Source organism: Paenibacillus sp. FSL R7-0340 (assembly GCF_038002205.1).
In the GTDB taxonomy this organism is placed as follows: Bacteria; Bacillota; Bacilli; order Paenibacillales; family Paenibacillaceae; genus Paenibacillus; species Paenibacillus polymyxa_B.
Genome location: NZ_JBBOBY010000001.1, coordinates 1,233,354 through 1,258,115, shown reverse-complemented (window position 1 = coordinate 1,258,115; position 24,762 = coordinate 1,233,354). Strand labels below are relative to the sequence as shown.

Below are 24,762 nucleotides of genomic sequence, written 5' to 3'. Positions count from 1 at the left end.
TATATAAGAGGCTTCAAGTTTAGGTCGTATTCAAATTACTCAATTTAATCTTTGGTCTTGGAGGCGCTCTGTGAAGAATCGAAATTTTGTTCTGCCTCAAATCAAACGTTTATTCCAAATTAGCATGTCTTAATTTCATGTCATCATAGGTTTCATTAAAATTAGCTACCCATTCCAAAACAATCGCATCATACAAGAGAAGACTTAATTGCTCAAATGCCGATCCCATTGGTTGAATAGAAGATTCCATTAAATCAGTATCCGTTTCTTTATTGTCAACATTAATTAAAAGCATGTAATCAGCTAGTTTCCCCAAAGTCGACTGCGAATTCGTTGTATTAAGAATTACCTTTGCTCCTGATTGCTTTGCTTTTTTTGCATTTACTATTAGACCAGCGGTTTCTCCTGAACCAGAACCAATAAATAAAATATCCTCTGCTTGAATGCTTGGAGTAGTAATATCACCAACAATATAAACCGTTTTATCTAAGTGCAACAGTCGATTAGCGAAAGCACGGATCGCTAAACCTGATCTCCCTGAACCAGCAAGGAAAATCCGCTTTGTATTATACAAGACTTGTAGAATTTGTTCACTTTCACCAACATTCATTAAGGAAATACTTCTTTCTAATTCTTTCATAATGACTTCCATTTGTTTAATTAATTTGTCCATAAGTTCACCTTCAGCTTTCTGGATACATGATTACCTTGCCGATAAGTTCTTTTCTTTCCATTAATCGTTCAAACATTTCTGAACCTTCTTCAAGCGGTATACGATGTGTAATCATTTTTTTAGTATTTAATCTGTTATTGTGCATAAAGTGAACAGTCGTTGCCCATTCCTTACCTGGGAATGGTGCGGATACACAACTCCATGATCCCCACACGGTTAACTCACTTCTTAGGATTTTTTCAAAATAAAATCTTTCCATCGCAACGTCTGCATAAGGGATACCTAGGAACACAACTCCGCCGCCTTTTTTGGCGTAACCAAACACAGTTGCTGCTGTATGGGGCGTTCCAGCTGCTTCAACTACAATATCTGCATTCATGCCATCCGTATATTCAGCGACCTTTGTCAGAACATCTTCATTCAGAGAATTTATCGTATAATCGGCGCCTAATTCCTTCGCAATTTGAAGTTTTTCATCATCAATATCAACCGCAATTACTTTTTTCGCGCCAAATATTTTTGCCCATTGAACAGCAAACAACCCAATGGTTCCCCCTGCTCCAACAATGACCACATCGTCGCCCACCGATAGATTGGTTCGATAATACCCATGTAAAACTACAGTAGAAGGTTCTACCATAGAAGCTGATTCGAAATCCAAATCATCAGGTACTTTAACTAAATTCTTCTCTGGGAGTTTAATGTATTCGGCGAATCCACCAGGTTCCTTAGCACCTATTGCATGCAATGAATTCGCTCTAGCTGGTTGACCTGCTCGATAATAATAATCATCTTCTTCAATTAGTGCTGGACATCCAGCAACATGGTCTCCAACTTTTAGATCTGTTACTTGATCGCCAACTTGTTCTACAACACCTGCAAATTCATGTCCCCATACCTGACCAGGTGTGACTGCACCCAATTTTTTATATCGAGAGATATCAGATCCACAAATGCCACATGCTTTTATTTTTACAATGACATCTTTTCCATCCAGTATTTGAGGTTTTTCCGCTCCTCCAAAACGTATGTCTCTGGCACCATACAGTTTTAATGATTTCATTTTCTCTCATCCTTTCTCTCTCCATGTTCTAGACTTTTCAAATTCTTCACATGTGCTTTGTTATTCGAAAATAAATATGATCCGATGACAACCAAAGATGCTCCAGCTTCGATACATTGACTAGCTATACTCTCATCGACTCCACCATCAACTTCGATCTGAATATCTCGTTGACCTATCATTACTTTCAGTTCTCTTATTCTATCAATCGTTTCTTCCATAAAAACTTGATTAGGTCTTCCTGGATTGATCGACATAACTAGAACATAGTCAATGATGTTTAGAAAAGGTTTCAATATAAAGGTGTCCGTCCCAGGATTAATGACGATCCCTGCTTTCCTTCCATGTTGCTTAATCTGATCAATGACAAAACGAATATGAGGAGTTGATTCATAGTGAACTGATATCATTTCTGCTCCAGTGTCCAACACACTCGCTATATGCTGCTCTGGGGCTGATACCATCATGTGAACATCTAATTTCATATTCACTTGTTTTTTTATATTTTTAATTTGTTCTGGTCCAAATGCGATATGAGGGACGAAGTTTCCGTCCATCATATCTACATGAAGTACTTGAAATCCTTCTTCATATAAAACATCGCATTCACTTTTTAAGTTCATTAAATCTGCTGCAAATATTGAAGGTAAAATCAGATTCATTATTTTTCCTCTTCTCTAGTCTTTATTTAACTAAAGTGCTTACCCAATAAATTAATAAGTTCCATATCTCAGAAAAAGTAACATCTGTCCCTAAACCTTTTAACTCGACACCTGCGCTGTTAAGCATCTGTGTTGCACCTGGTGCAACAAATCCTGCCAAATAAAATGTGATAATACAAAATACTACTGTCGACACAATAGAACGGAATAGATTTCCTTTACTTGTTAACGTACACATTACAGAAATATAGGTAACAGACATTAACAGTCCTATTGGAAAGAACTGAACTCCAGGTAAAATGAGTGCCAATAACATAACAATTGGAATAGAAACGACTGTAGTTGTAATAGTAGTCGGATCGCCTAAGCCTAGCGCAATATCCATCCCCACATTTAGATTGGAGTTATTCCCCATGCGTTTAATCATAAAGTCTTTTGCCGATTTCCCAATTGGAGATAGCCCGTCCATCATCACTCCAACAACTTTAGGCATTAATACCATAACTCCAGCTATCCCTGTGGCCATAGTCACTATCTCTGTAACAGGTCTTTTAGTAATTGCCCCTAAAACTAATCCAACAATAAATCCAATAATAACTGGGTCCCCGAGAACGCCTATTTTTTTATTAATTTTACTCAGAGAAAACTCCAATTTATTTAAACCAGGAATGAAATCAATGATTCTATTTACCAGCCAGGCAATCGGATAACCCCAAGCTGAATAAATAATAGTTGTGCAGGTTGTACCTTCTAAACCAAAGTATTCTTGCCATTTTGAAGCAATTAAATCACCAACGAATAGAGCAATAACAGACATCACCAATGTTACTACCAACCCTAACCAGAAACTGTCAAAAAGAAAGTAAGCCAAAGCTCCTGGAATTAGAAAATGCATGTAATTCCATATATCCACATTTAACGTTTTTGTCCATCTAAGTCGAACTAATACTAGATTAATAATTAAACCAAGAGGAATTGCTAATGCTGCAAAAGGAGGCACCCAAGATGCCGCCCCTACAGCTGGCCATCCAATATCTGCAATTGTAAATCCAGAACCGATTTTTGCATAATAATCAACTGCCGGTTTTAGGGAGGAATTGAGCAAGCCAACAACTAATGTTAAACCTAAGAAGCCTACCCCAACTAAAAGGCCTGATTTGATAGCGTTTCCAATTTTCATTCGAAAAACTAGACCTAATACGGTGATTATTATTGGTAAAATAGCTGTTGCTCCCATATCAGTAATAGATTTAATAATATTATGCACAGTATCCATTATGATCTACCACCTTAACTATTTTTTAAATCCAGCAGTTTTTCAGCCAATTGATTTTTCAATTTTTCTTCATTAAGCCCTGTTACAAATCCCATGATGTTCATATATGGCTTTTCATCGGTTTTAAAATTATTAGTTGTCAGAACAATATCGACGTTGTCAATAATATTCGGTAATTCCGTCATACTCGTTTTAATGATATCGTAATGTTCAATTCCTGCTTCTTTTAATACCTCTTTCACTCCATCTGCTGCGATAGTAGAAGTTGCTACTCCGCTTCCACAAGCTACGGCGATTTTAATTTTTGAATTTGACATGTTAATTCCTCCTGGTATGTTAGTTTTCGAAGCTAGTTTTAAATCCATTTCCAATCCCAAAGGGTTGAAAAAATCCTCCTTGCAAATTGTTTTATATTTCCTTTTACTCAGCAGGATTAACTTCTTTCTTGCTGTGGATTCATAATAACATGATGAATTCAATTGTTGTATTCGTTTACATCCCACTTTATAGACAACAGGTTGTACAATATAGTGATGAAAAAAATGATTTTCCCTCGATATTTTTCAGGTTAAAATCCATCTATTCCAATGAATTCAATCGTATCAACGAGTTCCGGGTTGGGTACAACGGTAGACGAGGCTGAGCTGCAACATGTAGACGTGAGAGATGATGAATCCTGGTACATGACGTCCTATGGAGAGGAACCCACATCTGCCACAACGGAGGAAATGACACTTAGCAGCGCAGATTTGGTATTGCCCAGGTTGATCCCATTTTGTCTCACTCGTATATATGACAGCTCCAGGTTTAGCTGAACTACAGCTACATTTCTCCAATCCCCCCTCGAAACCAAGAAGTTTATTAATTTTGTTAAGCCTATGTCAAATTAAATCAATTCGATTGACGATCATTTTCGCAGATTGTTAAAATGTTCTCGAAATGACACGTTCCAATAAATGATCAAAAGGGAGATTAATTATGAAATTTAAATTTAAACGTTTATAGAGAAATTTATGAGCTCATGCATTCATTCAGAGAACAGGATCAAGATAGCTTCACTTTTTTTCAATGATTTTCTATAACTCTCCAAAAAGAAATCCTGATTCATCAAAGTTTTTGACGACCGGGATTTATAATAGTGACAAAAATATATTTTACATATGTGACAACCTTCAAACGACTTGCTACAAGCAATACATCTCTTGTTGTTATAAAAATGGACTGTCCTTTTTCATACGAAAATTCATCAAGATAAATCACCTTTGAGGATAACTCATTTGAATACTTAAGCAAAATCCCCGCCGTTACTGGATTCTTAAGGAAATGTCTGTCTCATTCCGATCTTATAAACAGTCTCATTTAGTGCTATAACTTGTCTCATTTGATGTTATAAACCACATAGCAGGATGAGATTTGAATGACTGCAACATTTTTCTGGAAACTGGTAGCCATTTCACCTGCTATACATAACGTAAAAAAGCCCCAAAATAGAGAGCTTTTCATCGGGACTGTTTTAGTTAGATATTAAATTTTCCTGTAGTAAATGTATATAACAAATTGTAGCCGAGCAAAGGTAATTTTCCCTTTAGATATGTTTATCTTACTTCTTGTTATAAAAAACAGGCTGTCCTTTTTCACTATAAAATAAGAAAACTTAGATGAATCATTAACAGATAATTTTGTATTTACTTTGCCTTTATTCCCGATTTCACTGGGTTTTCGGGGATATTCGCTGTCTCATTTAGATGCTATAATCAGTCTCATTTAATAATATAATTAGTCTCAATTGATGTTATAACCCACACAGGAATTATTTTAGTTTAAAAGTTTCGTTGTCTCATCGCCTCAAATAATAGCACCGTAGAAGCCATCGCTGCGTTCAGTGATTCCGCTTGCCCCTGCATCGGAATGAATACCGACTCATCCACCATGCGCGCGGTAGCAGCAGAAATACCTTGGCCTTCGTTTCCGATCACAAGCCAAGTGGAAACACGCAAATCTATGGTATAGCATGACAAGCTCGCATCCAGTGAGGTGCTGAGCAAGCGGGCACCTTTACTTTTGGCCTGCGGTAAAAGCTCCTCCAGACTGCCTTCAATCACCGGCAGGTGAAACAACGATCCCATCGTGGAGCGGATCGTTTTGGGATTGTACAGGTCGGCGCAGCCATGACCCAATATTACGCCTGCGGCTCCAGCAGCGTCCGCGCTGCGGATGATGGTGCCTACATTGCCGGGGTCCTGCACCCCGTCCAGCACCATCACCAGTGCATCCGGCTGCTCCAGCAATGCCGGGAATGCGCTGCGCTCCTCCTTACGCACGATGGCAAAGACCGACTGCGGCGTCTTCGTATCGGTGCATTTTGCAATGACCGCCGCTGACACGGGAACCCATTCCACCGGCTGGTCGGCTGGATCCAGGCCATTCAGCTCGGCGGGAATGCCCTTGTCCAAATCATAGGCGACGGTTTCGACAGCCGCGTCCGAACGCAGCGCTTCCTGCACCAGATGAATACCCTCGACAATATATTTATGCTGCCGTGTGCGATGCTTTTTCTCCAGCAGTTGCGCCCACTCTTTTACACGCGCATTATTCGGTGAAATGATTTCCATTCGTTTAACCTTCCGTTTCTTTGTCCGTTTCTTAGAATAAATGATGCATCACTTGTACTTGAACATCAGCCTTCATTAGGCTGCGAATGCCAGCTCCAGCTTGGTCAGATCATCCTTGTGGCCCACAATGACAAGTACATCACCCGGCTCCAGACGATCTTCGGCATAAGGTGAAATGTTCATTTCCTGATTTCTGCGAATCGCCATCACATTGCAGCCGAAGCGTGCACGTATGTCTAGCTCCTTCAGGTTTTTGCCAATCATGGAATCGGCGGCTCTCATCTCCAAAATACTGTAGTCCTTGGACAGCTCGATATAATCCAAAATGTTGGGAGATGTCAAATGATGGGCTACCCGTAACCCCATATCCCGTTCAGGATAAACGACTTTATCCGCACCTATTTTTTGCAGCACTTTCCCGTGCAATTCATTTTGTGCCTTGACCACAAGGGCTGGTACGCCCATGTCCTTGAGAATCAATGTCGTCAGAATACTGGCCTGTATATCTTCGCCAATCGCAACTACAATTACGTCAAAATTACGGATACCCAGCGCTCGTAGCGCTTCCTCATCCGTCGAGTCAGCAGATACCGCATGCGTCACAATATTCGACATTTCCTGTGTACGCTGCTCGTCCGAGTCAATAGCCAGCACATCAAAACCCATCTCACTCAGCGCACTGGCAACACTGGAACCAAAACGGCCCATGCCAATGACCGCATACTGTTTTTTTGCCATTCCTTCTTTACCTCCCGATCACCATACTGTCCGTCATAGTATAGCATATCATGTTGCAAACATAAATTTTGACATACTTATGCCAAATGCTTCTCCATGTATACTGGACAACAGCCCAAGCCATAATACATTCGACCACTACTACAACATACGGGAGGTACACATGCCCATTACAATGGATTTACGACAAGCAATTGTTCACAAAGTACACGGCAAATCAGAAGCTGATCTTACGGACATGATTATTGGGTCAGTGGACGGACCGGAGGCCGCTTTGCCTGGATTGGGTGTCATTCTTGAAATTGCTTGGAAGCATATGAGTCCAAACCAGCAGCACGATTTCGTCCATTTGGCACATGAACAAATCGATAAAATCAAACCCGTACCTTTAACCTAGCTCTAGCTATTTAACTTTTTGTTCCGATTTAATTGTGCTCATTATTTTACCCGTATTCGAAAATGAGAATAGTCCACTCGCATTAACATCGAGTGGACTATTCGTTGTATACACTAAATGACTAGATCTAACGGTTCTGCATACTCAATCTTATGGAGCCATTTCCAAAAACTTAGCTGTCGGGTTTTTCTCCATAGCCGTACGCATGGCATACTCATTTTCGAACAAGGCAACATAATTGCCCTTCTTATCCTTTACCAGCGTAGAGTTAATACGGAACTTGCTCGGATCAATCTGATCATCCACAATCCAACGTGCAAATTGGAATGGCATACGCTGAAGCTGTACATCAACGCCATATTCACCCTTCATGCGGTACTCAAATACTTCAAATTGCAGTTGCCCGACAACACCCAATAGCGTATCGTCAAAGCTTACCGTACGGAACACCTGAATCATACCTTCCTCGGTCAACTGGTCAATACCCTTCAGATACTGTTTGTGCTTCAAGGCATTTTTCACCGTTACCTTGGCAAAAATCTCAGGCGAAAAGGTCGGCAATTCATCAAACACAACCTCGCTACCTTGGCTGAGTGAATCACCAATACGGAAAATACCCGGGTCAAACAATCCTATAATATCGCCAGGAAAAGCCTCCTCGACAATATCACGGTCCTGTGCCAGGAACTGCTGTGGCTGAGACAGCTTAATCTCCTTGCCCATCCGTACATGCTTAACACTCATCCCGCGTTGAAACTTACCGGAGACAATACGCAAAAATGCAATACGGTCACGGTGAGCCGGGTTCATGTTCGCTTGAATTTTAAATACATAGCCGGTAAACTTTTCGTTTGTTGGCTCAATTTCCCCAGCTGTACTACGGCGCGGCTCCGGTTTAGGAGCAAGCTGAAGGAAGTTTTCCAAAAATGTTTGTACACCAAAATTATTAATCGCACTGCCGAAGAATACAGGTGTTAATTCTCCACGCTGTACTTTTTCCATGTCAAAAGGGTCACCCGCGACGTCAAGCAACTCCAAGTCTTGGCATAATTGGTCATGCAAATATTCGCCCGCCATCTCACGAATGATTGGATCATTGTAATCTTCCACTTTTTGTACTTTGATCGTGGAATGGTCATCTCCCTGAAACAGCTCGACCTGATTTTTGACACGGTCATAGACACCACACAACTCGCGTCCTGTACCAATCGGCCAATTCATAGGCACCGAACGGATGCCAAGCACCTGCTCCAGCTCCTCCATCAAATCAAAAGGACTGCGTCCCTCACGATCCAGTTTGTTAATGAAGGTGAAAATCGGAATTCCACGCTTCGCACAAACTTGAAACAGCTTAATCGTTTGCGCTTCCACACCTTTCGCTACGTCAATCAGCATGACTGCACTATCTGCTGCTGTTAATGTACGATACGTGTCTTCACTGAAATCCTGGTGACCTGGGGTGTCCAGAATATTGATGCGGTGACCATTATAATCAAATTGCATTACTGAGGATGTTACAGAGATCCCCCGCTGTTTTTCAATCTCCATCCAATCACTCGTGGCGTGTTTGCTTGCTTTACGCGCTTTAACTGAACCAGCAAGACGAATCGCGCCCCCGAACAGCAGCAGCTTTTCCGTCAGTGTCGTTTTACCCGCATCCGGGTGAGAAATAATCGCAAACGTACGCCGTTTGTCGACTTCCTGTTGAAGTATATCTGTTGTTTTACTCATTTCACATATCCCTTCATGATCAAATCCATTGCATTACTGCTCAAGCTATTCATAAAAAGGCCATGACGCACGCCTGTTTTCATAAGTTCATCGGCTCTATGGGCTATATTTCCATTAGCTCCAGTATTCGGCGCACTCCGTTACCATATTCATTATAAATACGATCAATTTACATGTTTTAGCCTGCCTTTAACTTATAATCAGTTGCAAACCGAAAACCTGAGACTAAGCTATTATAGCACACTCCGAACGCAAAGCATCCCCTTACGTCCTGAACAGGACATAGGGGGATGCAGGACAAATCGGGATTACTGAACGCCGCCTACTCGCCAGATGACATTATCTTCATCCTGACCGCTAACCGGCCACCACTTGAAGCCATCCTGCTCCAATAGCTTGTGAGCACCTTCCGGTCCCCATGAGCCTGCAGCATAGGTTTCCAGCGTATCTGGGGTCTGCTGCCATGCCTTGGCGATTCGATCGACGAATCCCCATGCCGTGGCAACCTCATCCCAACGCGTGAAGTACGTCGAATCACCCTCAATCGCATCCATCAGCAATCGTTCATAAGCCTCCGGTGAGTTGATACCCACCATACAGCTTTGGCAAAAATCCATAGCCAGCGGTTCAATATCTGATTCGGAACCAGGTTTCTTGGCATTAATTTTAATGTAAATGCCCTCCATTGGATTGACCCGAATCACGAGCAAGTTCGGTTCTAGCTTATGCTTTTGACCGAGATACACGTTCGTTGGCATGCTCTTAAATTCCACAACAATCTCCGTTGTTTTTACTGGGAGACGTTTGCCCGTACGAATATAGAACGGTACGCCAGCCCAACGGAAGTTATCAACAAACACGCGTGAAGCAAAATAAGTCTCTGTGTTCGACTGTGGATCTACCTTGTCTTCTTGGCGATACCCCGGCAACTGCTGGCCGCGATAACTGCCTTCGGTGTATTGGCCACGTACCACATTGGTTTTCACATCCTCAGACGTTTCAAAAGGGCGCAGCGAACGCAGCACTTTTACCTTTTCATCACGGATATCCTCAGGCAACAAACGACTAGGTGGTTCCATCGCAATCATCGTTAGCATTTGCAACATATGGTTCTGTCCCATATCCCGCAAGGCGCCGGAATGATCGTAGTAACCTCCGCGTTCCTCCACCCCTACCGTTTCACTAAGCGTAATTTGCACATTGGCAATATGCTTATTATTCCACAGTGGTTCAAAGAAGGCGTTCGCGAAGCGGATCACCTCAATATTTTGTACCATTTCCTTACCAAGATAGTGATCAATCCGATAAATTTCTTCTTCGGCAAATACTTCTCGTATTTCAACGTTCAATTCTTGTGCAGATTCGAGGTTATAACCGAATGGCTTCTCAATTACTAGGCGATTCCAGCCTTTTCCATCCATCATGCCGCCATCTTTCAAGCTCTTCGACACGCTTCCGAATAATTCAGGAGCCAAGGCCAAATAAAACAACCGATTTCCCGGTATGTTAAACTTGCTTTCTATAGACTCCGTCTGCTGTCTCAGCTCATGGAACCCTTCGACATTGTTTATATCCAGCGATTTATATTCAAAATGCTCGGCAAATGCCTGCCATTCTTGATCATTTTCTGCTTTGTAGCGACTAAACTCCTGTATGGAAGCATACAGGTCATTACGGAATTCTTCCTCTGTGCGCGGACGCCTTGCTACACCAATAACGGCAAAATCTTCAGCAAGCTTGCCTTCGCGGTACAAGCTGTAAATAGCAGGAAAAAGCTTGCGACGAGCCAAATCGCCCGTAGCGCCAAAAATAAACAGAACTGCGCCTTGCGTCACAACAGATTCTTTAGCAGGTATGTCAGCCATGAAGTACCTCATTCTTCCCATGTCAAGATTCCGCAATCCACAATCCCCGAAATCCGCATGTAGTATTGTGTATATTTATACAAGATCATACTTGATTTTCGAAAAACATGGAACTAAAGATTTGATGATATTTTATCATATCCTACATGGATAAGCTATCCGATGAATCATAAATTTACCTTATAAGTCAGTATTCAATCGTGATGAGCGGGAAACCGAGCGTTATACGTGTATTCTGCTGCTCCCTATCTTCATGTACAGCCATCTGCATCTGGACCTGATGCTCACCGCTTTGAATCATTAACGGCAGCTCTGGAGCTTCATAGGATATAGCCACAGTAGTCGCATCCGTATATCTTTCTTTGGCCTGCATGGAGATGTTCTCTGCTAAGCTCGCCTCTGTCAGTTTCAACAGTTGATCTTTGGATTCCTTTGTATGCAGCGAACGCTGAAGGGCTGTGTTCCACTGCGCTTGAATCCCCATAGATTTTAATTGCTCAGCACAAAGCTTATGAAGCTGAATCAACCGCTCACGTCCTGCATTATTACTCTCCAGTTGAACAACTACATACCATTGTCCAGTTTGACGTTCCATCACATTTAAGCGGATTCTTAGATCCTCACTATGACGAACAGAACGATAAACCGTGTGTCCATTTTCTACGAGTTTGTTTACTGTGGGTATATTCAGCTGATCGGCTATCTGTGCCGCCACATCTGCCGGCTTTTCATGGTTAGAAATCCAATCGCCTTGCCACTTCACAACCAGCTTATCCAACGTACCCGGGGCCTGGTCCGAGATGATTAACAATGAACGTAAAGCCGTTTCTGCTTCGCGGGAATCATATCGGTTTGTCTGAAGGGTTCCGTAGCGCCAGCCAGCCAGTACCAGCACCGTTCCTAATACCAAAATTGCAATAATCCCTTTTTTAATCAGCTCTGCTTTTAACATTATCGTTCCCCCCGCTCCACAACCATCCGATTCCCACACCTACGCTCTGGTTACTTTCTTTTTCGGCTGGTTTGAAATCTATCAATCTATCAATAGCATTCCCTTTGTCAAAGGTTTTATACACACAGCTACGGCAAAGCCCTTCTAAAATATTCATCTGCCTACTGGGTGTTCGACCATACATCGTAGGCACCGTAAGAATAGACTATGATCACAATGCATCTTACACCAAAAGAGGTGAAATCATGTTTCCGATTTATCCTGTAAATGAAGCCAATGTGGCACCTCATGGTGGACGTCTGGTCTGTGCCGTTATGCGTGATGGTACACGACACATCGGCATCTTAAGTGGGTGTAGCAAAGGCAAGCTGATGTTGAACGGATATCCATCCTCCTTTCCTGACAGTCTCTACGCCGGGAGCTACAGTAACAAAGGAAAACAATCCCCAAAAAAGAATTCCTCTAAAAAGAAAAAAAGGAATCCTAAAAACAAAGCTCGTACCTCTGCCAAACTAAATGCCTTAATTAAGCCACCTAACGAACCTCTGAGTCCATCCTTTCCTTATGACGCAGGCGGATTTGCTGGAAATGGTTATAGTAGTTATGGAAATGGCAGACCAGGCTATCGCGGTGGGTACGGCGGATATGGATACGGGGCAGGGCTTGCACTAGATCTGGCTTTAATCGCCTTTTTATTCCTCCTGATCTAAACACCTTGTTATGGAATACAAAAAACCGGAGGACTATTGTCGTCTCCGGTTCTTTGTATTCGTTTATTCTACATTCTACTCTGCTAATCCGTTCTTATAGGCATAGATCGCCGCCTGTGTACGGTCTTCCACTCCTAATTTAGCGAGAAGGTTCGTGACATGGAATTTTACCGTCTTAATCCCGATAATCAGCTCATCTGCGATATCTTGGTTAGACTTCCCTTGTGCCAACAGGCGAAGCACCTCCATCTCACGATCAGTCAGTTCCGTATGCGCGGGTGCCTCAGCCTGTGGCTGGCGAAATCGATTCATCATCTTGGAGGCCACCTGTGACTCTAGTACGGACTGTCCGCGTGCAGCTGCACGGATCGCATCCGCTATCTCGGAAGCACGAGACGTTTTGAGCAAATAGCTGAATGCCCCTGCCTCAATGACCGGATACATTTTCTCATCGTCCAAATAACTTGTCAGCACAATCACCTTTGTCTCTGGAAGCAGACGAGTTACTTGGCGTGTCGTTTCGATGCCATCCATGCCATCCATGACCAGATCCATCAAAATGACATTTGGCTTGTATTCGGAAGCCAACCGTATGCCTTCTTCTCCGCTTCCAGCCTCGCCGACCACTTCAATACCTTCTTCCGTCCCCAGCACCGCCGCAAGACCAATCCGTACCATTTCATGGTCGTCTACCAGCAGTACGCTAATCGGTAATTCCGTTTCCATGATCATCGTTCCTTCCGCTTTCATCATTAATAACTGGCACGGAAACCTCGATCCGTGTTCCTTTTCCCGGTGCCGTTATATATTGAATAGCTCCCCCAATTTCACTGACCCGCTCCTGCATTGTGGATAATCCATATGAAGTCTGCTTTTTCTCATCCAGTTCAAAACCAATACCGTTATCCCGAATCGTCAGCCTGATGGAATCCGGGCGTTGCACGATACGAATTTCCATGCGGGTTGCTTTGGCATGACGCAATGTATTAGACATCGCTTCCTGAACAATACGAAACAAGTGGTTCTCAATGCCTTTAACCAACTGTACTCCGCTTTCAATCTCAAAATCAATCTCCATCGGTACCTTTGCCTGCAACTCCTGTACCAAATCACGCAAACCCTGCTCAAGCCGTTTTCCTTCCAGATAGACAGGCCGCAGATGAAGTAGTAACGCCCGCATTTCGGATTGTGCCACGGAAGACATTTCTTCAATTAGCGCAACTTGACGCTGCGCTTTATCAAAATCCTTATCCAGCGTCCTCCCCACAGCCGTCGCCGTCATTGAAATAGCAAATAATTGCTGTGATACGGCGTCATGCAACTCTCTGGCCAGCCGCTGCCGCTCCTCCACAATCGCAGTCATCCGTGCCTGTTCTGCCAACTGAGCATTATCCGTGGATAAGCGTTGTAAAGACGTAACTTGTTCCTGCCATTTACGCCCGATCCGTTCCAGCTGCTCTCCCAGCCTGCCAAGCTCATCATGCCCTAGGGGCGGCAACTCACGTGCAGGGGTTCCCTTTTCCCACATCAGCAACGTCTCTCTCAACATTTCCAATCTGCTTTTAAAGCGGTAGCTCTCATAAAATCCGTACATTGCCCCTGTACCAATCAACACCAGTATAACGGCTCCTGCAACTTTCAATATCATGCCCCAGGTTGGGAACGACTTCACATATCCATATGTATACAGCATATAAAAGACAACTACGCCCACAACAACACACAGGAGGATACCTTCACCCATACTGCGGGTTACCATGTTGGACGTTTTTTTATGATTCATCCCGGTTCCTCCTGATTCAATAAAATCGGACGCGGACATCGCCCGCCAAGTACGAAACGACAAACTTCACTTTATACTCACTCTGCTCAAAATGGGGAGACTTCCAAACCAGTCGATTGAGCATCCCCGCCTCATGATCCCGGTCAAACTGAATCTGTCCGAACAATACGAGCATCTCCACCTCTACACCGTAATTATCCGGTAACGTGATGTCAATGTCACCGAAGATCCCTTGTAGAAATATGACGGACTCACGTTCCTCTGGGAGAGCCAACGTCAGGTCAGCATCCACGTCCCCAACCACATGCCATATGCTTGTGCTGCGCAGACTCCAAGGCACTTCATCCCATTTATGATTGGATATAAAATTGTGCTTGAATATGGAGCTTTGACCTTTATGCAGCTTCCTTGAACGTGAATAGAATACAGCTAATGATGCTAGTGTAACTACCACAAACAGGAACAAATGATCCAGCACTAACAGTCCAGCACCAATCGCGAGCATCGTGTAACCTTTTTTGATTTTGGAATTACGGATCTTATATATTCCGGCCAACATTAGGATCAGTGCAACCACGGAGAGGAACCCAATCCACTGACCGAATAAAATGATAATCCCGATGCCAATCCCTGCCAGTGCCAAGGCTGATTTTCTTCTCTCCATGCTGCACCCCCTTTATGTTTATACAGGACGGAAAAGCCATAGTGGCGCGACATTCCGCCATATGGCTTTCACGGACCATACAGATTGAGCACGATCATCGACCAATGTCCATTCCATACAGCATATCATAATGTCTTGTTTCCGAGTAGTCAGTCCTTCTTCATATCGACTGGTTTAGCACCTGTCTGAATTTTGGACTTAAGCTGTTGAAGCTGCTCATCCACTTTAAACTGTTTTTCAGCCTCAGCTGGATTAATATATGCTTCTCCTGGAGCTTGACGGTAAGGAGCACGCAGTACGTCAGCTTCAGCTTCCATTTGCATGATTTTTTCTTCCATACGGTGGAAGCCCAATGAAGCAGACCCACTTTCAATCGTGTGCAAACTATTGATTTGAGACATTTGCTTTTTGGCTTTCGCCATTTGAGCACGGGATACCAACTCATTGCGCTTGTTGCGCATTTTATAGAATTCATCTTTCATGTCGTGAAGCTGCTGTACCAATTCTTTTGCTTGAAGCTCAGCTTGTGTGTGCAAGTCGCGGTATTCGTCCTGCTTTTGCACAAAATAAATCTTCTCTCCCAACAGCTTGCGCGCTACTTCTTCCTGGCCATTTCGTAATGCGGATTCAGCTTGCTTCTCACGCTCATTGGATACACGCACCGCTTCCTCCAAACGCTGTTTCATACGTCGTTCATTCGCCATTTGCTTGGCAACCGTTACCTCAGCCTCGTGAATTTCCGCCTCCATATCGCGCAGATATTGATTCAACATAATAATCGGATCTTCCACTTTATCCAACACTTCATTCACCGATGCTCTTGTCATATCCTTCATTCTTTTAAAGATCCCCATTATTTACGATCTCCCTTCTCGAATTGCTCTACTTTTTTGCGTAACTCTGCCAATTCTTTTTTCATTGCCTTTTTCTCAATATCTTCCATCATGGAATCCAAGTCGTTGTTCTGACCTGTGTTAAATTTGGATGAGTTGCGGGCATCTTGACCAAAAAACGGGTTCGAATTGCCGTATGCGCCGCCCTGATTGTAACCAGTTCCCTGCCCATACTGCGATCTTGTATTGTTACTGCCATAATAGCGCGGGTCCTGTTGATTATAGGGTCCGCTGTCAGGGCCAAATCCTCCATCGAAAGGAGATCTCGGCTCCTTGGAGATAACCAGTGCCGCAATCACATAAATCATAAATGTGGTTCCTGCTGTAATAAAGAAACTGATCACAACCAGAATACGAATCCATGTTGAGTCCATTCCTGTTGCGTCAGAAAGACCGCCACATACACCTGTTATTACTCTATCCCGGCTTGATCTGTAAATTCGGGTCATTATCAATTTACTCCTTCCCGCTGTTGTTCAGCTTGCTTTTCAGTCTCTCCCACTCTTGTTCAAGCAACGATCCACCGCCTTGGGCATCCTGTACATGGTCGCCCTCACCCCGACGTAAATCACGCAGACTCATCGTTTCTGCTTCCATATCGGCTACTCGGTCTTCCAAGCGGTTGAACATTCGGGGAACATTTCGTCCACCGTATGTACCAGCCCGTTCGTTCATTTGCTGCTGGAGTCTCAACGTCTGTACACGTGCCGCATAATACTGACGCTTACTGTGTACCGTTTGATATTCTGTCTTTAATGTATCTAGCTGTTGTTCTAGCTCACGTAGTGATTCACGGCTCTGCTCCCACAGTTCTCTATACTGCTCTTCTTTTTCTGCATATAGCATTTTCTCCTGAAGGGCCAGCTTCGCGATATGTTCTTCATCAGCCTTCAAAGCCAGTAGCGCCTGTTCCTCCCGTTTGGTCTGCATGGACAATGCATGATCCAACTGCTGCTTCATCTGTCTTGTGTGCATCGCATACTGTTGATGGAGTTTTTCCGCTTCGGCAATTTCCTGGCGGGTATTATACAAGAACTGGTCAATTAGTTGCACCGGGTCTTGGCTTTGTTCCAAATGCTCATTGAAGGTCGCTACCGTGATATCTCGCATTCTTCGAAAAACACTCATTTGCGTCTGCTCCTTTCACAATTCGTATTTCCATAATTTATCACTTCGTTGCTACAATCTTTTTTCATTCGTCAAACTGCTAAAATCAGTAACGTCTTCTGCGGTCACTCAGCAGGGAAACACCAAATATGATCAACCCGATTGCCAGTAGCGGTCCCAGAAGCCAGGACAGTTTGCCAAGCAAAATCAGTACCCCGAGTACAAGTACGATCCAGCCGAAGAGCGCATTTCCTTTTTTCACACCGTAGTAGCCTAGCATGACCATAGCTATCGGAATTAAGTAACCAATCAGATGTCCTAAAAAGTGACCGAAAAACGGAGTAAACTTACCGAGCAGCATAATCGAACCCAACACGATCAGTACAATCGCTAACCCATTCCCTTTGTTAACTCTCATCATCTCTCACCGCCTTTCACTGTGTCTTGCTTATGTTCTTATTGTACGCTGACTTAGCGTTCGACAAAACGGACCCCAGACGGTTTTTGAACCTAGACCTAAGTCGGGGATGAATATAGACCTGCGGCTATCACCCTCTATGCTGTTCTGCTGCACGGGCTATCGAGTGTTGCTCACCCGCTTGCTTGGAGCGTAGTGACAGGACAAGACAAGCCAGTAACGCTATAGCTGCAACCATATAAGGCAGGTTAATATGAACATCGAACAACAGTCCTGCAATTAACGGTCCAATCACATTACCCAAGCTTGTATAGGACGAGTTCATTCCTGCCACAAAGCCTTGCTCATCTCCGGCCTGCCGCGATAGAGAAGTGCTTACTGCTGGACGAAGGATATCCATAGCCAGAAAAATGATAAAGGTCGTCAGCATAATCATCACATACTGTTCAGCAAATAGGGTTAGAAAAATGAAAACGCCCCCAATAGCCAAACAGAGGTGAATGACTTTTTTCTCTCCAAAACGATTAATGATCCATCCAAATATAGTTGCTTGGACAACTGCTCCCATAATGGAGCCTGTCGTTATAATGATGGCAATATCCATTGGTGTAAAACCATATTTATGGTCAACAAACAGTCCAAACACTGTTTCAAAGTTCGCTAACCCAAAAGCAACGACAAATACAATGAGTAAACCCATGAAATATGGAGATTGATATGACTTGGCAAATTGCTGCAAAAGATTTTCTTTTTGACGTGGAAGCTCTCTATTAAATTGTTGCTTTTCCTTGCTTAAAGACTCAGGCAGCACTAACAGAGACAAGATAGCCGCTATTCCCGCAGCTCCTGCTGCCGCAAAGAAGGGAATGCGTATTCCATATGTGGCAAGCAAACCGCCAATCCCTGGTCCTATTATGAAGCCTGTGTTGATCGCTGCATTGATCATTCCCATTCCCTTGCCTCTTTCCTCAAACGAGGTCACGTCAGCTACATAGGCCATAATAGAAGGAGTAAGCAATGCTGCCCCTGCTCCACCCATGATTCGTGCTATGAACAGGGTAGGAATGGAATTTGCCAGTCCAAAAACAAGCTCTGATAACATGAAGATGAACATCCCAGAAACAATCAACTTTTTACGTCCATAACGATCAGACAACTTTCCTGACAATGGTGATAACAAAAGCTGTGTCAACGCAAAAGCTGCAACCATCAGCCCCATCGAGGAACCATTCATCCCTAGCTCACTTATAAACTTAGGTAACACAGGAACAACTAAGCCAATCCCCATGAATGCCAAAAAAATGTTAAGCATCAATAACAGCATTGCTCCTCGATTTCTTGTGAGTATAGACATATTTCCACCCTTCCTTTTCCGTATCTCTTTATTCAACATCAGGTAAACTTCATTATTCTTTTTCAAAAACAATTGAAACTAAAATTGTTTTATTAGTTTTCATATAAAAAAATGGCCTCTTCAAATATGCAGCATATTGTTGAGGCTATTTTTTTATTTTTCGACCAATCCGAACAACAGAATATCTACAATAGAATAAGTTGCTTCCTCTACCGTCACACTGTTATCCAGAAAGAAACGCTGATCAAGCGTTAAATTTACAGATTCAATAATAAGCTTCATGATCAGAGCCTCATTTTTGTTCACTATTATTCCTTCTCGAATGCCTTCCTGAATTAATGTTCTAATCGGAGACCAGTCATTTAAATCGGCATGTACCCTTTTCCATTGCTCAGGATAATACTTTTTCATCTGGTCCAATATTCTTAAATCGTAAAACTTATAATACAGAGGCATGACCCTAATCGACTGCTTAATCTTGTCTAACAAAGATAACTCATTATTTTCGATAATTTGCTCAGTTTTACGAATCATATCATCATTAGTACGCTCAATAAGTGTTTCTAAAATAAGCGTCTTAGACGAAAAATGTTCATACAACGTACGCTTACTAATGGCGAGTCTTTTCGCAAGATCATCCATCGTAAATTTCAAACCATTTTCATGAACTTCCTCTACAAAAGCCTCCAAAATTCTTTCCTGCATATTCGTCCTCATTTCTTTCGTGCTCAGTAAACTAGAAAAGTTTTTTCAGTACCATCATCTTACGATAAGATCAAAGCGCTGGTCAAATCCATGTTAACCTTGTTGCCAAAATCATGAATATATAATAAAAAGGATGATAAAATGCCTTTAAGCATTTTATCACCCTTTTGTGTATACCGGCGAGAGGACTCGAACCTCCACGGTTTCCCACTCGATACCGAATACAATCTTGATAATACCTTGTTTAATGAAGGAAAATAAGCGCTGCTCGTCGATTTCGACCCGCAAGGTAATCTGTCGATGTACTTTGGTATTGAGCAGCGGGATCAACTTCCGTAGCTATGGTCTGCGACAGGACTAACTCAGTTGCTCAGTATCAAGGAATTTAGAATACTTGTACAACTTCTTTAATATCATCAATTTCCTCAAGAATTGCGCGCTCAATAGCAACCTTTAACGTAATCGTAGCACTTGGGCAACCATTGCAAGCTCCCAAAAATCTTAATTTTGCTATACCGTTCTCAACTTCGACCAGTTCAGCATCTCCACCGTCACGCAGTAAGAAAGGACGTAGTTTGAGAAGAACTTCCGATACTTCATCGAATAAAACTCCATTTTCATCCATTATGTCAACTCCTCCCATTTTTTATCAACCGTCAATTCAGACCTTTTTTCACCCTAGATCGTCTGAGTGATCCTTTGCTTTTTGCCTAAGAGTGACCTCTTGATCCGAAAGTTCCCTTATAAGCGTATGAATAGAGTCTAAAGGTATCATCACACCACAACTTGCGCTCAATCCTGACAGCATATTGAAGCAGAACTGAAGTTTTCGTATCTCTCGGGTAATTTGAGCTAGTTCTGAATCGTCCGAATTATTTTTCTTCATTACTAGCACCTCTTTAAAGAATGATAAAGGTTTGATCTATTAAATTAATGAATCAACCGATGCTTCCTTCCATCTCAAATTGAATCAACCGATTCATTTCAACGGCATATTCCATTGGCAATTCTTTGGTAAACGGTTCAATAAAGCCCATTACAATCATTTGTGTAGCATCTTGTTCTGTAAGCCCGCGGCTCATTAAGTAAAACAATTGTTCCTCGGACACTTTGGATACTGTTGCCTCGTGCTCCAAAGTAATCTGATCGTTTTTAATTTCATTGTACGGAATCGTATCTGATGTTGACATGTTGTCCAATATCAACGTATCGCACTTAATATTGGACTTGGACCCTGCGGAATCGCGGCTGAAGCTGGACAACCCTCGGTAGTTTACTTTTCCGCCCTGCTTGCTGATGGATTTGGATATAATCGTAGATGTTGTCTCGGGAGCAAGGTGAATTACCTTCGCGCCAGCATCTTGATGCTGATCTTTACCGGCTACGGCAATAGACAGGATGGACCCCTTGGCTCCCCGTCCTTTCAATAATACTGCCGGATACTTCATTGTTACCTTGGAGCCGATGTTGCCGTCCACCCATTCCATTGTGGCATTTTCTTCTGCCACAGCCCTTTGGGTTACCAAGTTGTAGATATTAGGAGCCCAATTCTGAATGGTCGTGTAACGGACACGGGAATCTTTCCGGCAAATAATTTCAATAACTCCACTATGCAGAGAACTGGTACTATAAATAGGTGCTGTACATCCTTCAACATAATGGACAAAGCTGCCCTCTTCGGCAATAATTAATGTCCGCTCGAATTGACCCATATTTTCAGAATTAATACGGAAATAACCTTGTATAGGAACCTCGCACTGAACACCCTTCGGAATGTATACAAAGCTACCGCCTGACCAAACCGCACTATTAAGCGCCGCAAATTTATTGTCGGCGGGAGGGATGATCGTCCCAAAATGTTGCTTAAACACTTCGGGGTATTGCTTTAATGCACTATCCGTATCAAGGAAAATAACGCCCTGATCCTCCAGTTCTTTCCGCATGCTGTGATAAACTACTTCCGACTCATATTGAGCGGATACGCCCGCCAGGAACTTTTGCTCCGCTTCAGGGATTCCCAGCTTGTCAAAGGTTGCTTTGATCTCGGAAGGAACCTCCTCCCAGGTCTTTCCCTGTTTTTCAGAAGGGCGAACGTAATACTGGATGTCATCAAGATTTAGCCCGGTCAAATCCGCTCCCCATTCAGGCATCGGCATTTTGTAGAATTGATTCAAAGCTTTCAACCGAAAATTGAGCATCCACTCCGGCTCTTCCTTGATCCGGGAAATTTCCCGGACAATCTCTTCCGTCAGACCTTTTCCAGATTGAAAAATAGACTGGTGCTTGTCGCGAAACCCATATTTATATTCGCCCATATCTGGTGCTTTTTTAGCCATTAGTATCACTCCTTTTTAACCTTTCAAGATTCATTTTGATTTGCTATGATCTGCCGAGCTTGCTTTCCACTAAATCTTTTAGGCGACTGCGAACACCTTCCAGCGGGATCTCCGAAATGACAGGAGCGAGAAATCCGAAAATAACAAGATGTTCGGCTTCACTCCGTGATATCCCGCGCGACATCAGATAATAGATTTGCTCTGCATTTACTTGCCCCACGGATGCAGCATGACCCGCGGTTACATCATCCTCATCTATCAGCAGGATCGGATTGGCATCGCCGCGAGCTTTAGGACTTAGCATAAGCACGCGTTCTGTTTGCTGACCATCACAATGGGTTGCGCCTTTTTCAATCTTTGTAATGCCGTTAATAATGGCCGTAGCTTCTTCAAGCATGACTGCACGCGTAATCATCTGGCTTACCGAGCTTCTGCCAAAATGCTGAGCTTGAGTTGTATAGCTCGATTTTTGATTGCCCGTGCCAATAGCAATCACCTTATTGTCGGAGACCGCCCCGTTGCCTTGTAGCAAAGTCTTGGTATCGCTGGCGGTATAACCATTGTTCATCTCACCAATAATCCATTCCACACCCCCATCAGCAAGAACGACCGCCCGTCGCTGGGTGAAATCTGTTGTAGTTGCAGCAAGCTGATGAACCGAAGCTACTTGCACCTTTGAGCCCGCCCCCGCGAAGACCTCCGTCACACCGTTATGCAATACCTTGACATCATCACCACTCGATACACAATTATCCACATAAGTGATCTTGCTGTTGCTCCCTGCCACAATTAAGACGTGAGGAGCAAAACACACACCGCTTGTATCGTTAAGAAAGATCGCTTGAATAGGTGCTTCAACCTCTACACCGTCTGGGACATATAGAAAAACGCCACCACTCCATAAGGCACTGTGTGCAGCAGATAAACGATGTTCTTCTGGCTTTACTGCCTGAAAGAGATAACGTTGAACCAGCTCCTCATGCTCTTTTGCCGCAGTATGCAGATCCGTTAAAATGACTCCCTGGGCGGCTAAGCTCTCGGACAATTTCGTATACACTACATCCGAGTTGAACTGAACGATTAGTCCGCCTTTCACCGGAGAAGCAACCAAACCTCGAACAACCTCCGGCGCTTCCTCCAAACTAGACCACGCATTCTCAGCCTTGTAATCTCCACTTTCGTAGATATCCCATTTTTCGAGATTGATTTTCTCCACTTTAGGCAACTCCAGCGTCCCTGCCAGTTCGAGTGCGTGAACGCGGCGTTCAATCAGCCAACGAGGTTCATCCTTAGCGCTTGACCATGCGCGTAAATCGTCCACATTCATTGAAACTCTAGCTTGTATATCCACGTGCTGTTCCTCCTCTCCGGCTTTTAAGCTTCCCTTACCGTCTCATCCGTAATCCCAAGTTCCTCCTTCACCCAATCGTACCCTTCAGCCTCCAAACGGTGGGCAAGCTCCGGACCGCCAGATTTAACTATCCGGCCTTGCATCATGACATGCACAAAATCCGGGGTAATATAATTCAACAGTCGTTGATAATGGGTGATGATTAAAAAGCCTCTATCCGGGCTGCGCATCTCATTTACGCCATTGGCCACAATACGCAGTGCATCAATATCAAGCCCTGAGTCCACTTCATCCAGGATCACAAACTTGGGTTCAAGTAGCATCATTTGCAAAATCTCATTCCGCTTTTTTTCACCGCCAGAGAATCCCTCATTCAAATAACGATGCACAAATTCCGGGTTCATCTCCAGCCCCTTCATTTTGCTCTCCATTTCACGGATAAAACGGATTAAGGATATCTCATCGCCTTCTTCACGCCGTGCATTGATGGCACTTCTGAGAAAGTCCGAGTTGGTCACGCCAGCAATTTCACTTGGGTATTGCATAGCGAGGAACAAGCCTGCCTGGGCACGCTCATCCACCTCCATCTCCAGAAGGTCTTCATTGTCCAATGTCACCTTACCGCCAGTAACCTCATATTTGGGATGGCCCATTAAAGCTGAAGCCAATGTACTTTTTCCCGTCCCATTAGGCCCCATAATCGCATGAATCTCTCCGCCATGAATCTCCAGTGTGAGCCCTTTTAAAATTTCTTTCCCTTCAATCTTGGATCTTAATTCCTCAATCTTTAATGTCGTCATTTATCGTAAACTTCCCTTCGGAGTATTCTTCGGCACGCGCCACCAAATCACTCATAAATTTTCCAATAGTCTGCAGCTCAACCTCTGAATAGGATTCAATGAATTGGTAAAACCTTTCTTCTTTTTCTTTGTGCAGTTCTTTATGCAAATGATAAACGTGTCTTCCCTTATCCGTTAAACTAAAGTAAATCTCCTTACGATTGCTGTTCAGTTGACTTCTCATAATGAAGCCCATTTCCAGCAGCTTTGCACTAATTTTAGTAATGCTAGCTTTGGACAACCCCATCTTCTCCACAATCCCGGTATGATTTATCGGTTCATAATCACCAATGCAATCAATAACGTGTACACTAGTAATATTGTTGGAGAGCATGTCAATCTGGTACTTTCTGGCCTGTTGCCGAAACGAGTTAAATTCTTGTTCAGTATACAGCTCATTCAGATGTAGCATTTTAATATATTGCTCGTAAAGATGACCTTTAAAATGATTTTGAAACTCCAATTTCCCAATCTCCCCTCTCTTGTAGTAGTTGCAGACCAAGTTCAGTGTCACCATTAGATTATTTTTTGTTCACTAGTGAACAAAATTATATTAACACAATTGATATTGATAATCAATATCAATTGTGTTAAATGTGACGCAATTTTGGAGGCGCTTTTCATGAGTTTGTT

General features: G+C 43.2%; 25 protein-coding genes and 1 pseudogene. 2 read left to right on the top strand and 24 right to left on the bottom strand.

What is annotated here, in order from left to right:
• Positions 1–109: 109 nt before the first annotated feature.
• From hxlB to MKX59_RS05555, 7 genes and pseudogenes are all read right to left on the bottom strand, one after another.
• Positions 110–673 (bottom strand): 6-phospho-3-hexuloisomerase, encoded by a 564-nt coding sequence (gene hxlB, locus MKX59_RS05585; RefSeq protein ID WP_340857759.1) that lies wholly within the window; start codon positions 671–673, stop codon positions 110–112.
• Positions 674–683: 10 nt separating this feature from the next.
• Positions 684–1,736 carry a galactitol-1-phosphate 5-dehydrogenase gene (locus MKX59_RS05580; protein WP_023988788.1) on the bottom strand — a complete coding sequence of 351 codons (1,053 nt, stop codon included), beginning with the start codon at positions 1,734–1,736 and terminating at the stop codon, positions 684–686.
• The gene (gene rpe / locus MKX59_RS05575) at positions 1,733–2,398 is read right to left on the bottom strand and encodes a ribulose-phosphate 3-epimerase (protein ID WP_023988789.1); all 666 of its coding nucleotides are present in this window, start codon (positions 2,396–2,398) and stop codon (positions 1,733–1,735) included. Before rpe ends, MKX59_RS05580 begins: the two co-directional genes overlap by 4 nt.
• Positions 2,399–2,420: 22 nt before the next feature.
• Entirely contained in the window at positions 2,421–3,674 is a 1,254-nt protein-coding gene (locus tag MKX59_RS05570) for a PTS transporter subunit IIC (protein WP_023988790.1), read from the bottom strand.
• Positions 3,675–3,688: 14 nt separating this feature from the next.
• Positions 3,689–3,991: a PTS sugar transporter subunit IIB gene (locus tag MKX59_RS05565; RefSeq protein ID WP_034095039.1), complete on the bottom strand. Its 303-nt coding sequence runs from the start codon at positions 3,989–3,991 to the stop codon at positions 3,689–3,691.
• 1,503 nt (positions 3,992–5,494) lie between these two features.
• Complete coding sequence (locus tag MKX59_RS05560) at positions 5,495–6,286, bottom strand: TrmH family RNA methyltransferase (protein ID WP_071558268.1); 792 nt, start codon at positions 6,284–6,286, stop codon at positions 5,495–5,497.
• Positions 6,287–6,361: 75 nt separating this feature from the next.
• Positions 6,362–7,027, bottom strand: a pseudogene (locus MKX59_RS05555) (potassium channel family protein); the annotation flags it as partial.
• A 160-nt stretch (positions 7,028–7,187) separates the two neighbouring features.
• Here MKX59_RS05555 and MKX59_RS05550 point away from each other — a divergent pair.
• Positions 7,188–7,421: a small acid-soluble spore protein SspI gene (locus MKX59_RS05550; RefSeq protein WP_016819939.1), complete on the top strand. Its 234-nt coding sequence runs from the start codon at positions 7,188–7,190 to the stop codon at positions 7,419–7,421.
• Positions 7,422–7,571: 150 nt separating this feature from the next.
• On the opposite strand, the gene MKX59_RS05545 is transcribed toward MKX59_RS05550, so the two are convergent.
• The 3 genes from MKX59_RS05545 to MKX59_RS05535 all read right to left on the bottom strand — a co-directional run bounded on the left by MKX59_RS05545 (position 7,572) and on the right by MKX59_RS05535 (position 11,969).
• Positions 7,572–9,152, bottom strand: coding sequence for a peptide chain release factor 3 (locus MKX59_RS05545; protein WP_013311888.1), 1,581 nt, complete (start codon positions 9,150–9,152; stop codon positions 7,572–7,574).
• Positions 9,153–9,460: 308 nt separating this feature from the next.
• A complete protein-coding gene (zwf, locus tag MKX59_RS05540; protein WP_023990232.1) occupies positions 9,461–11,017 on the bottom strand; it encodes a glucose-6-phosphate dehydrogenase in 1,557 nt (518 codons plus the stop codon).
• Positions 11,018–11,204: 187 nt separating this feature from the next.
• Entirely contained in the window at positions 11,205–11,969 is a 765-nt protein-coding gene (locus tag MKX59_RS05535) for a YwmB family TATA-box binding protein (protein ID WP_076264884.1), read from the bottom strand.
• Between the two features lie 245 nt (positions 11,970–12,214).
• On the opposite strand from MKX59_RS05535, the gene MKX59_RS05530 reads away from it, so the two are divergent.
• Positions 12,215–12,679, top strand: coding sequence for a hypothetical protein (locus tag MKX59_RS05530; protein ID WP_340857754.1), 465 nt, complete (start codon positions 12,215–12,217; stop codon positions 12,677–12,679).
• Positions 12,680–12,754: 75 nt separating this feature from the next.
• Here MKX59_RS05530 and MKX59_RS05525 read toward each other — a convergent pair whose 3' ends face one another.
• From MKX59_RS05525 to MKX59_RS05460, 14 genes are all read right to left on the bottom strand, one after another.
• On the bottom strand, positions 12,755–13,405 hold the full coding sequence (locus tag MKX59_RS05525) for a response regulator (protein ID WP_013372995.1): 651 nt from the start codon (positions 13,403–13,405) through the stop codon (positions 12,755–12,757).
• A complete protein-coding gene (locus MKX59_RS05520) occupies positions 13,383–14,462 on the bottom strand; it encodes a sensor histidine kinase (RefSeq protein WP_023990236.1) in 1,080 nt (359 codons plus the stop codon). The genes MKX59_RS05525 and MKX59_RS05520 overlap by 23 nt, the downstream gene beginning before the upstream one ends.
• A 16-nt stretch (positions 14,463–14,478) precedes the next feature.
• A complete protein-coding gene (gene liaF / locus MKX59_RS05515) occupies positions 14,479–15,126 on the bottom strand; it encodes a cell wall-active antibiotics response protein LiaF (protein ID WP_076264883.1) in 648 nt (215 codons plus the stop codon).
• Positions 15,127–15,275: 149 nt separating this feature from the next.
• On the bottom strand, positions 15,276–15,980 hold the full coding sequence (locus MKX59_RS05510; RefSeq protein WP_023990238.1) for a PspA/IM30 family protein: 705 nt from the start codon (positions 15,978–15,980) through the stop codon (positions 15,276–15,278).
• Positions 15,980–16,468 carry a PspC domain-containing protein gene (locus MKX59_RS05505; RefSeq protein ID WP_023990239.1) on the bottom strand — a complete coding sequence of 163 codons (489 nt, stop codon included), beginning with the start codon at positions 16,466–16,468 and terminating at the stop codon, positions 15,980–15,982. Before MKX59_RS05505 ends, MKX59_RS05510 begins: the two co-directional genes overlap by 1 nt.
• Before the next feature lie 7 nt (positions 16,469–16,475).
• Positions 16,476–17,147 (bottom strand): PspA/IM30 family protein, encoded by a 672-nt coding sequence (locus MKX59_RS05500; RefSeq protein ID WP_023990240.1) that lies wholly within the window; start codon positions 17,145–17,147, stop codon positions 16,476–16,478.
• Positions 17,148–17,232: 85 nt separating this feature from the next.
• Complete coding sequence (locus MKX59_RS05495; RefSeq protein WP_013311898.1) at positions 17,233–17,544, bottom strand: LiaF transmembrane domain-containing protein; 312 nt, start codon at positions 17,542–17,544, stop codon at positions 17,233–17,235.
• Between the two features lie 130 nt (positions 17,545–17,674).
• Complete coding sequence (locus MKX59_RS05490; protein ID WP_327204603.1) at positions 17,675–18,937, bottom strand: MFS transporter; 1,263 nt, start codon at positions 18,935–18,937, stop codon at positions 17,675–17,677.
• Positions 18,938–19,051: 114 nt separating this feature from the next.
• Positions 19,052–19,603, bottom strand: a complete 552-nt coding sequence (locus MKX59_RS05485) for a TetR/AcrR family transcriptional regulator (protein WP_023990242.1) — start codon at positions 19,601–19,603, stop codon at positions 19,052–19,054.
• A gap of 385 nt (positions 19,604–19,988) precedes the next feature.
• Positions 19,989–20,228 (bottom strand): NifU family protein, encoded by a 240-nt coding sequence (locus MKX59_RS05480; RefSeq protein WP_013373004.1) that lies wholly within the window; start codon positions 20,226–20,228, stop codon positions 19,989–19,991.
• Between the two features lie 313 nt (positions 20,229–20,541).
• Positions 20,542–21,939 carry a Fe-S cluster assembly protein SufB gene (gene sufB / locus MKX59_RS05475; protein ID WP_023990245.1) on the bottom strand — a complete coding sequence of 466 codons (1,398 nt, stop codon included), beginning with the start codon at positions 21,937–21,939 and terminating at the stop codon, positions 20,542–20,544.
• Positions 21,940–21,982: 43 nt separating this feature from the next.
• Positions 21,983–23,290: a Fe-S cluster assembly protein SufD gene (gene sufD, locus MKX59_RS05470; protein ID WP_023990246.1), complete on the bottom strand. Its 1,308-nt coding sequence runs from the start codon at positions 23,288–23,290 to the stop codon at positions 21,983–21,985.
• A 23-nt stretch (positions 23,291–23,313) separates the two neighbouring features.
• Positions 23,314–24,090 carry a Fe-S cluster assembly ATPase SufC gene (sufC, locus tag MKX59_RS05465; RefSeq protein WP_023990247.1) on the bottom strand — a complete coding sequence of 259 codons (777 nt, stop codon included), beginning with the start codon at positions 24,088–24,090 and terminating at the stop codon, positions 23,314–23,316.
• Positions 24,071–24,592 (bottom strand): MarR family transcriptional regulator, encoded by a 522-nt coding sequence (locus MKX59_RS05460; protein WP_023990248.1) that lies wholly within the window; start codon positions 24,590–24,592, stop codon positions 24,071–24,073. The genes sufC and MKX59_RS05460 overlap by 20 nt, the downstream gene beginning before the upstream one ends.
• Positions 24,593–24,762: the final 170 nt, after the last annotated feature.

What these genes read in the sequence shown, in the direction of transcription:
- hxlB (WP_340857759.1), bottom strand. Translation starts at nt 673, where the DNA reads ATGGACAAATTAATTAAACAAATGGAAGTCATTATGAAAGAATTAGAA.
- MKX59_RS05580 (WP_023988788.1), bottom strand. Translation starts at nt 1,736, where the DNA reads ATGAAATCATTAAAACTGTATGGTGCCAGAGACATACGTTTTGGAGGA.
- rpe (WP_023988789.1), bottom strand. Translation starts at nt 2,398, where the DNA reads ATGAATCTGATTTTACCTTCAATATTTGCAGCAGATTTAATGAACTTA.
- MKX59_RS05570 (WP_023988790.1), bottom strand. Translation starts at nt 3,674, where the DNA reads ATGGATACTGTGCATAATATTATTAAATCTATTACTGATATGGGAGCA.
- MKX59_RS05565 (WP_034095039.1), bottom strand. Translation starts at nt 3,991, where the DNA reads ATGTCAAATTCAAAAATTAAAATCGCCGTAGCTTGTGGAAGCGGAGTA.
- MKX59_RS05560 (WP_071558268.1), bottom strand. Translation starts at nt 6,286, where the DNA reads ATGGAAATCATTTCACCGAATAATGCGCGTGTAAAAGAGTGGGCGCAA.
- MKX59_RS05550 (WP_016819939.1), top strand. Translation starts at nt 7,188, where the DNA reads ATGCCCATTACAATGGATTTACGACAAGCAATTGTTCACAAAGTACAC.
- MKX59_RS05545 (WP_013311888.1), bottom strand. Translation starts at nt 9,152, where the DNA reads ATGAGTAAAACAACAGATATACTTCAACAGGAAGTCGACAAACGGCGT.
- zwf (WP_023990232.1), bottom strand. Translation starts at nt 11,017, where the DNA reads ATGGCTGACATACCTGCTAAAGAATCTGTTGTGACGCAAGGCGCAGTT.
- MKX59_RS05535 (WP_076264884.1), bottom strand. Translation starts at nt 11,969, where the DNA reads ATGTTAAAAGCAGAGCTGATTAAAAAAGGGATTATTGCAATTTTGGTA.
- MKX59_RS05530 (WP_340857754.1), top strand. Translation starts at nt 12,215, where the DNA reads ATGTTTCCGATTTATCCTGTAAATGAAGCCAATGTGGCACCTCATGGT.
- MKX59_RS05525 (WP_013372995.1), bottom strand. Translation starts at nt 13,405, where the DNA reads ATGGAAACGGAATTACCGATTAGCGTACTGCTGGTAGACGACCATGAA.
- MKX59_RS05520 (WP_023990236.1), bottom strand. Translation starts at nt 14,462, where the DNA reads ATGAATCATAAAAAAACGTCCAACATGGTAACCCGCAGTATGGGTGAA.
- liaF (WP_076264883.1), bottom strand. Translation starts at nt 15,126, where the DNA reads ATGGAGAGAAGAAAATCAGCCTTGGCACTGGCAGGGATTGGCATCGGG.
- MKX59_RS05510 (WP_023990238.1), bottom strand. Translation starts at nt 15,980, where the DNA reads ATGGGGATCTTTAAAAGAATGAAGGATATGACAAGAGCATCGGTGAAT.
- MKX59_RS05505 (WP_023990239.1), bottom strand. Translation starts at nt 16,468, where the DNA reads ATGACCCGAATTTACAGATCAAGCCGGGATAGAGTAATAACAGGTGTA.
- MKX59_RS05500 (WP_023990240.1), bottom strand. Translation starts at nt 17,147, where the DNA reads ATGAGTGTTTTTCGAAGAATGCGAGATATCACGGTAGCGACCTTCAAT.
- MKX59_RS05495 (WP_013311898.1), bottom strand. Translation starts at nt 17,544, where the DNA reads ATGAGAGTTAACAAAGGGAATGGGTTAGCGATTGTACTGATCGTGTTG.
- MKX59_RS05490 (WP_327204603.1), bottom strand. Translation starts at nt 18,937, where the DNA reads ATGTTGAATAAAGAGATACGGAAAAGGAAGGGTGGAAATATGTCTATA.
- MKX59_RS05485 (WP_023990242.1), bottom strand. Translation starts at nt 19,603, where the DNA reads ATGCAGGAAAGAATTTTGGAGGCTTTTGTAGAGGAAGTTCATGAAAAT.
- MKX59_RS05480 (WP_013373004.1), bottom strand. Translation starts at nt 20,228, where the DNA reads ATGGATGAAAATGGAGTTTTATTCGATGAAGTATCGGAAGTTCTTCTC.
- sufB (WP_023990245.1), bottom strand. Translation starts at nt 21,939, where the DNA reads ATGGCTAAAAAAGCACCAGATATGGGCGAATATAAATATGGGTTTCGC.
- sufC (WP_023990247.1), bottom strand. Translation starts at nt 24,090, where the DNA reads ATGACGACATTAAAGATTGAGGAATTAAGATCCAAGATTGAAGGGAAA.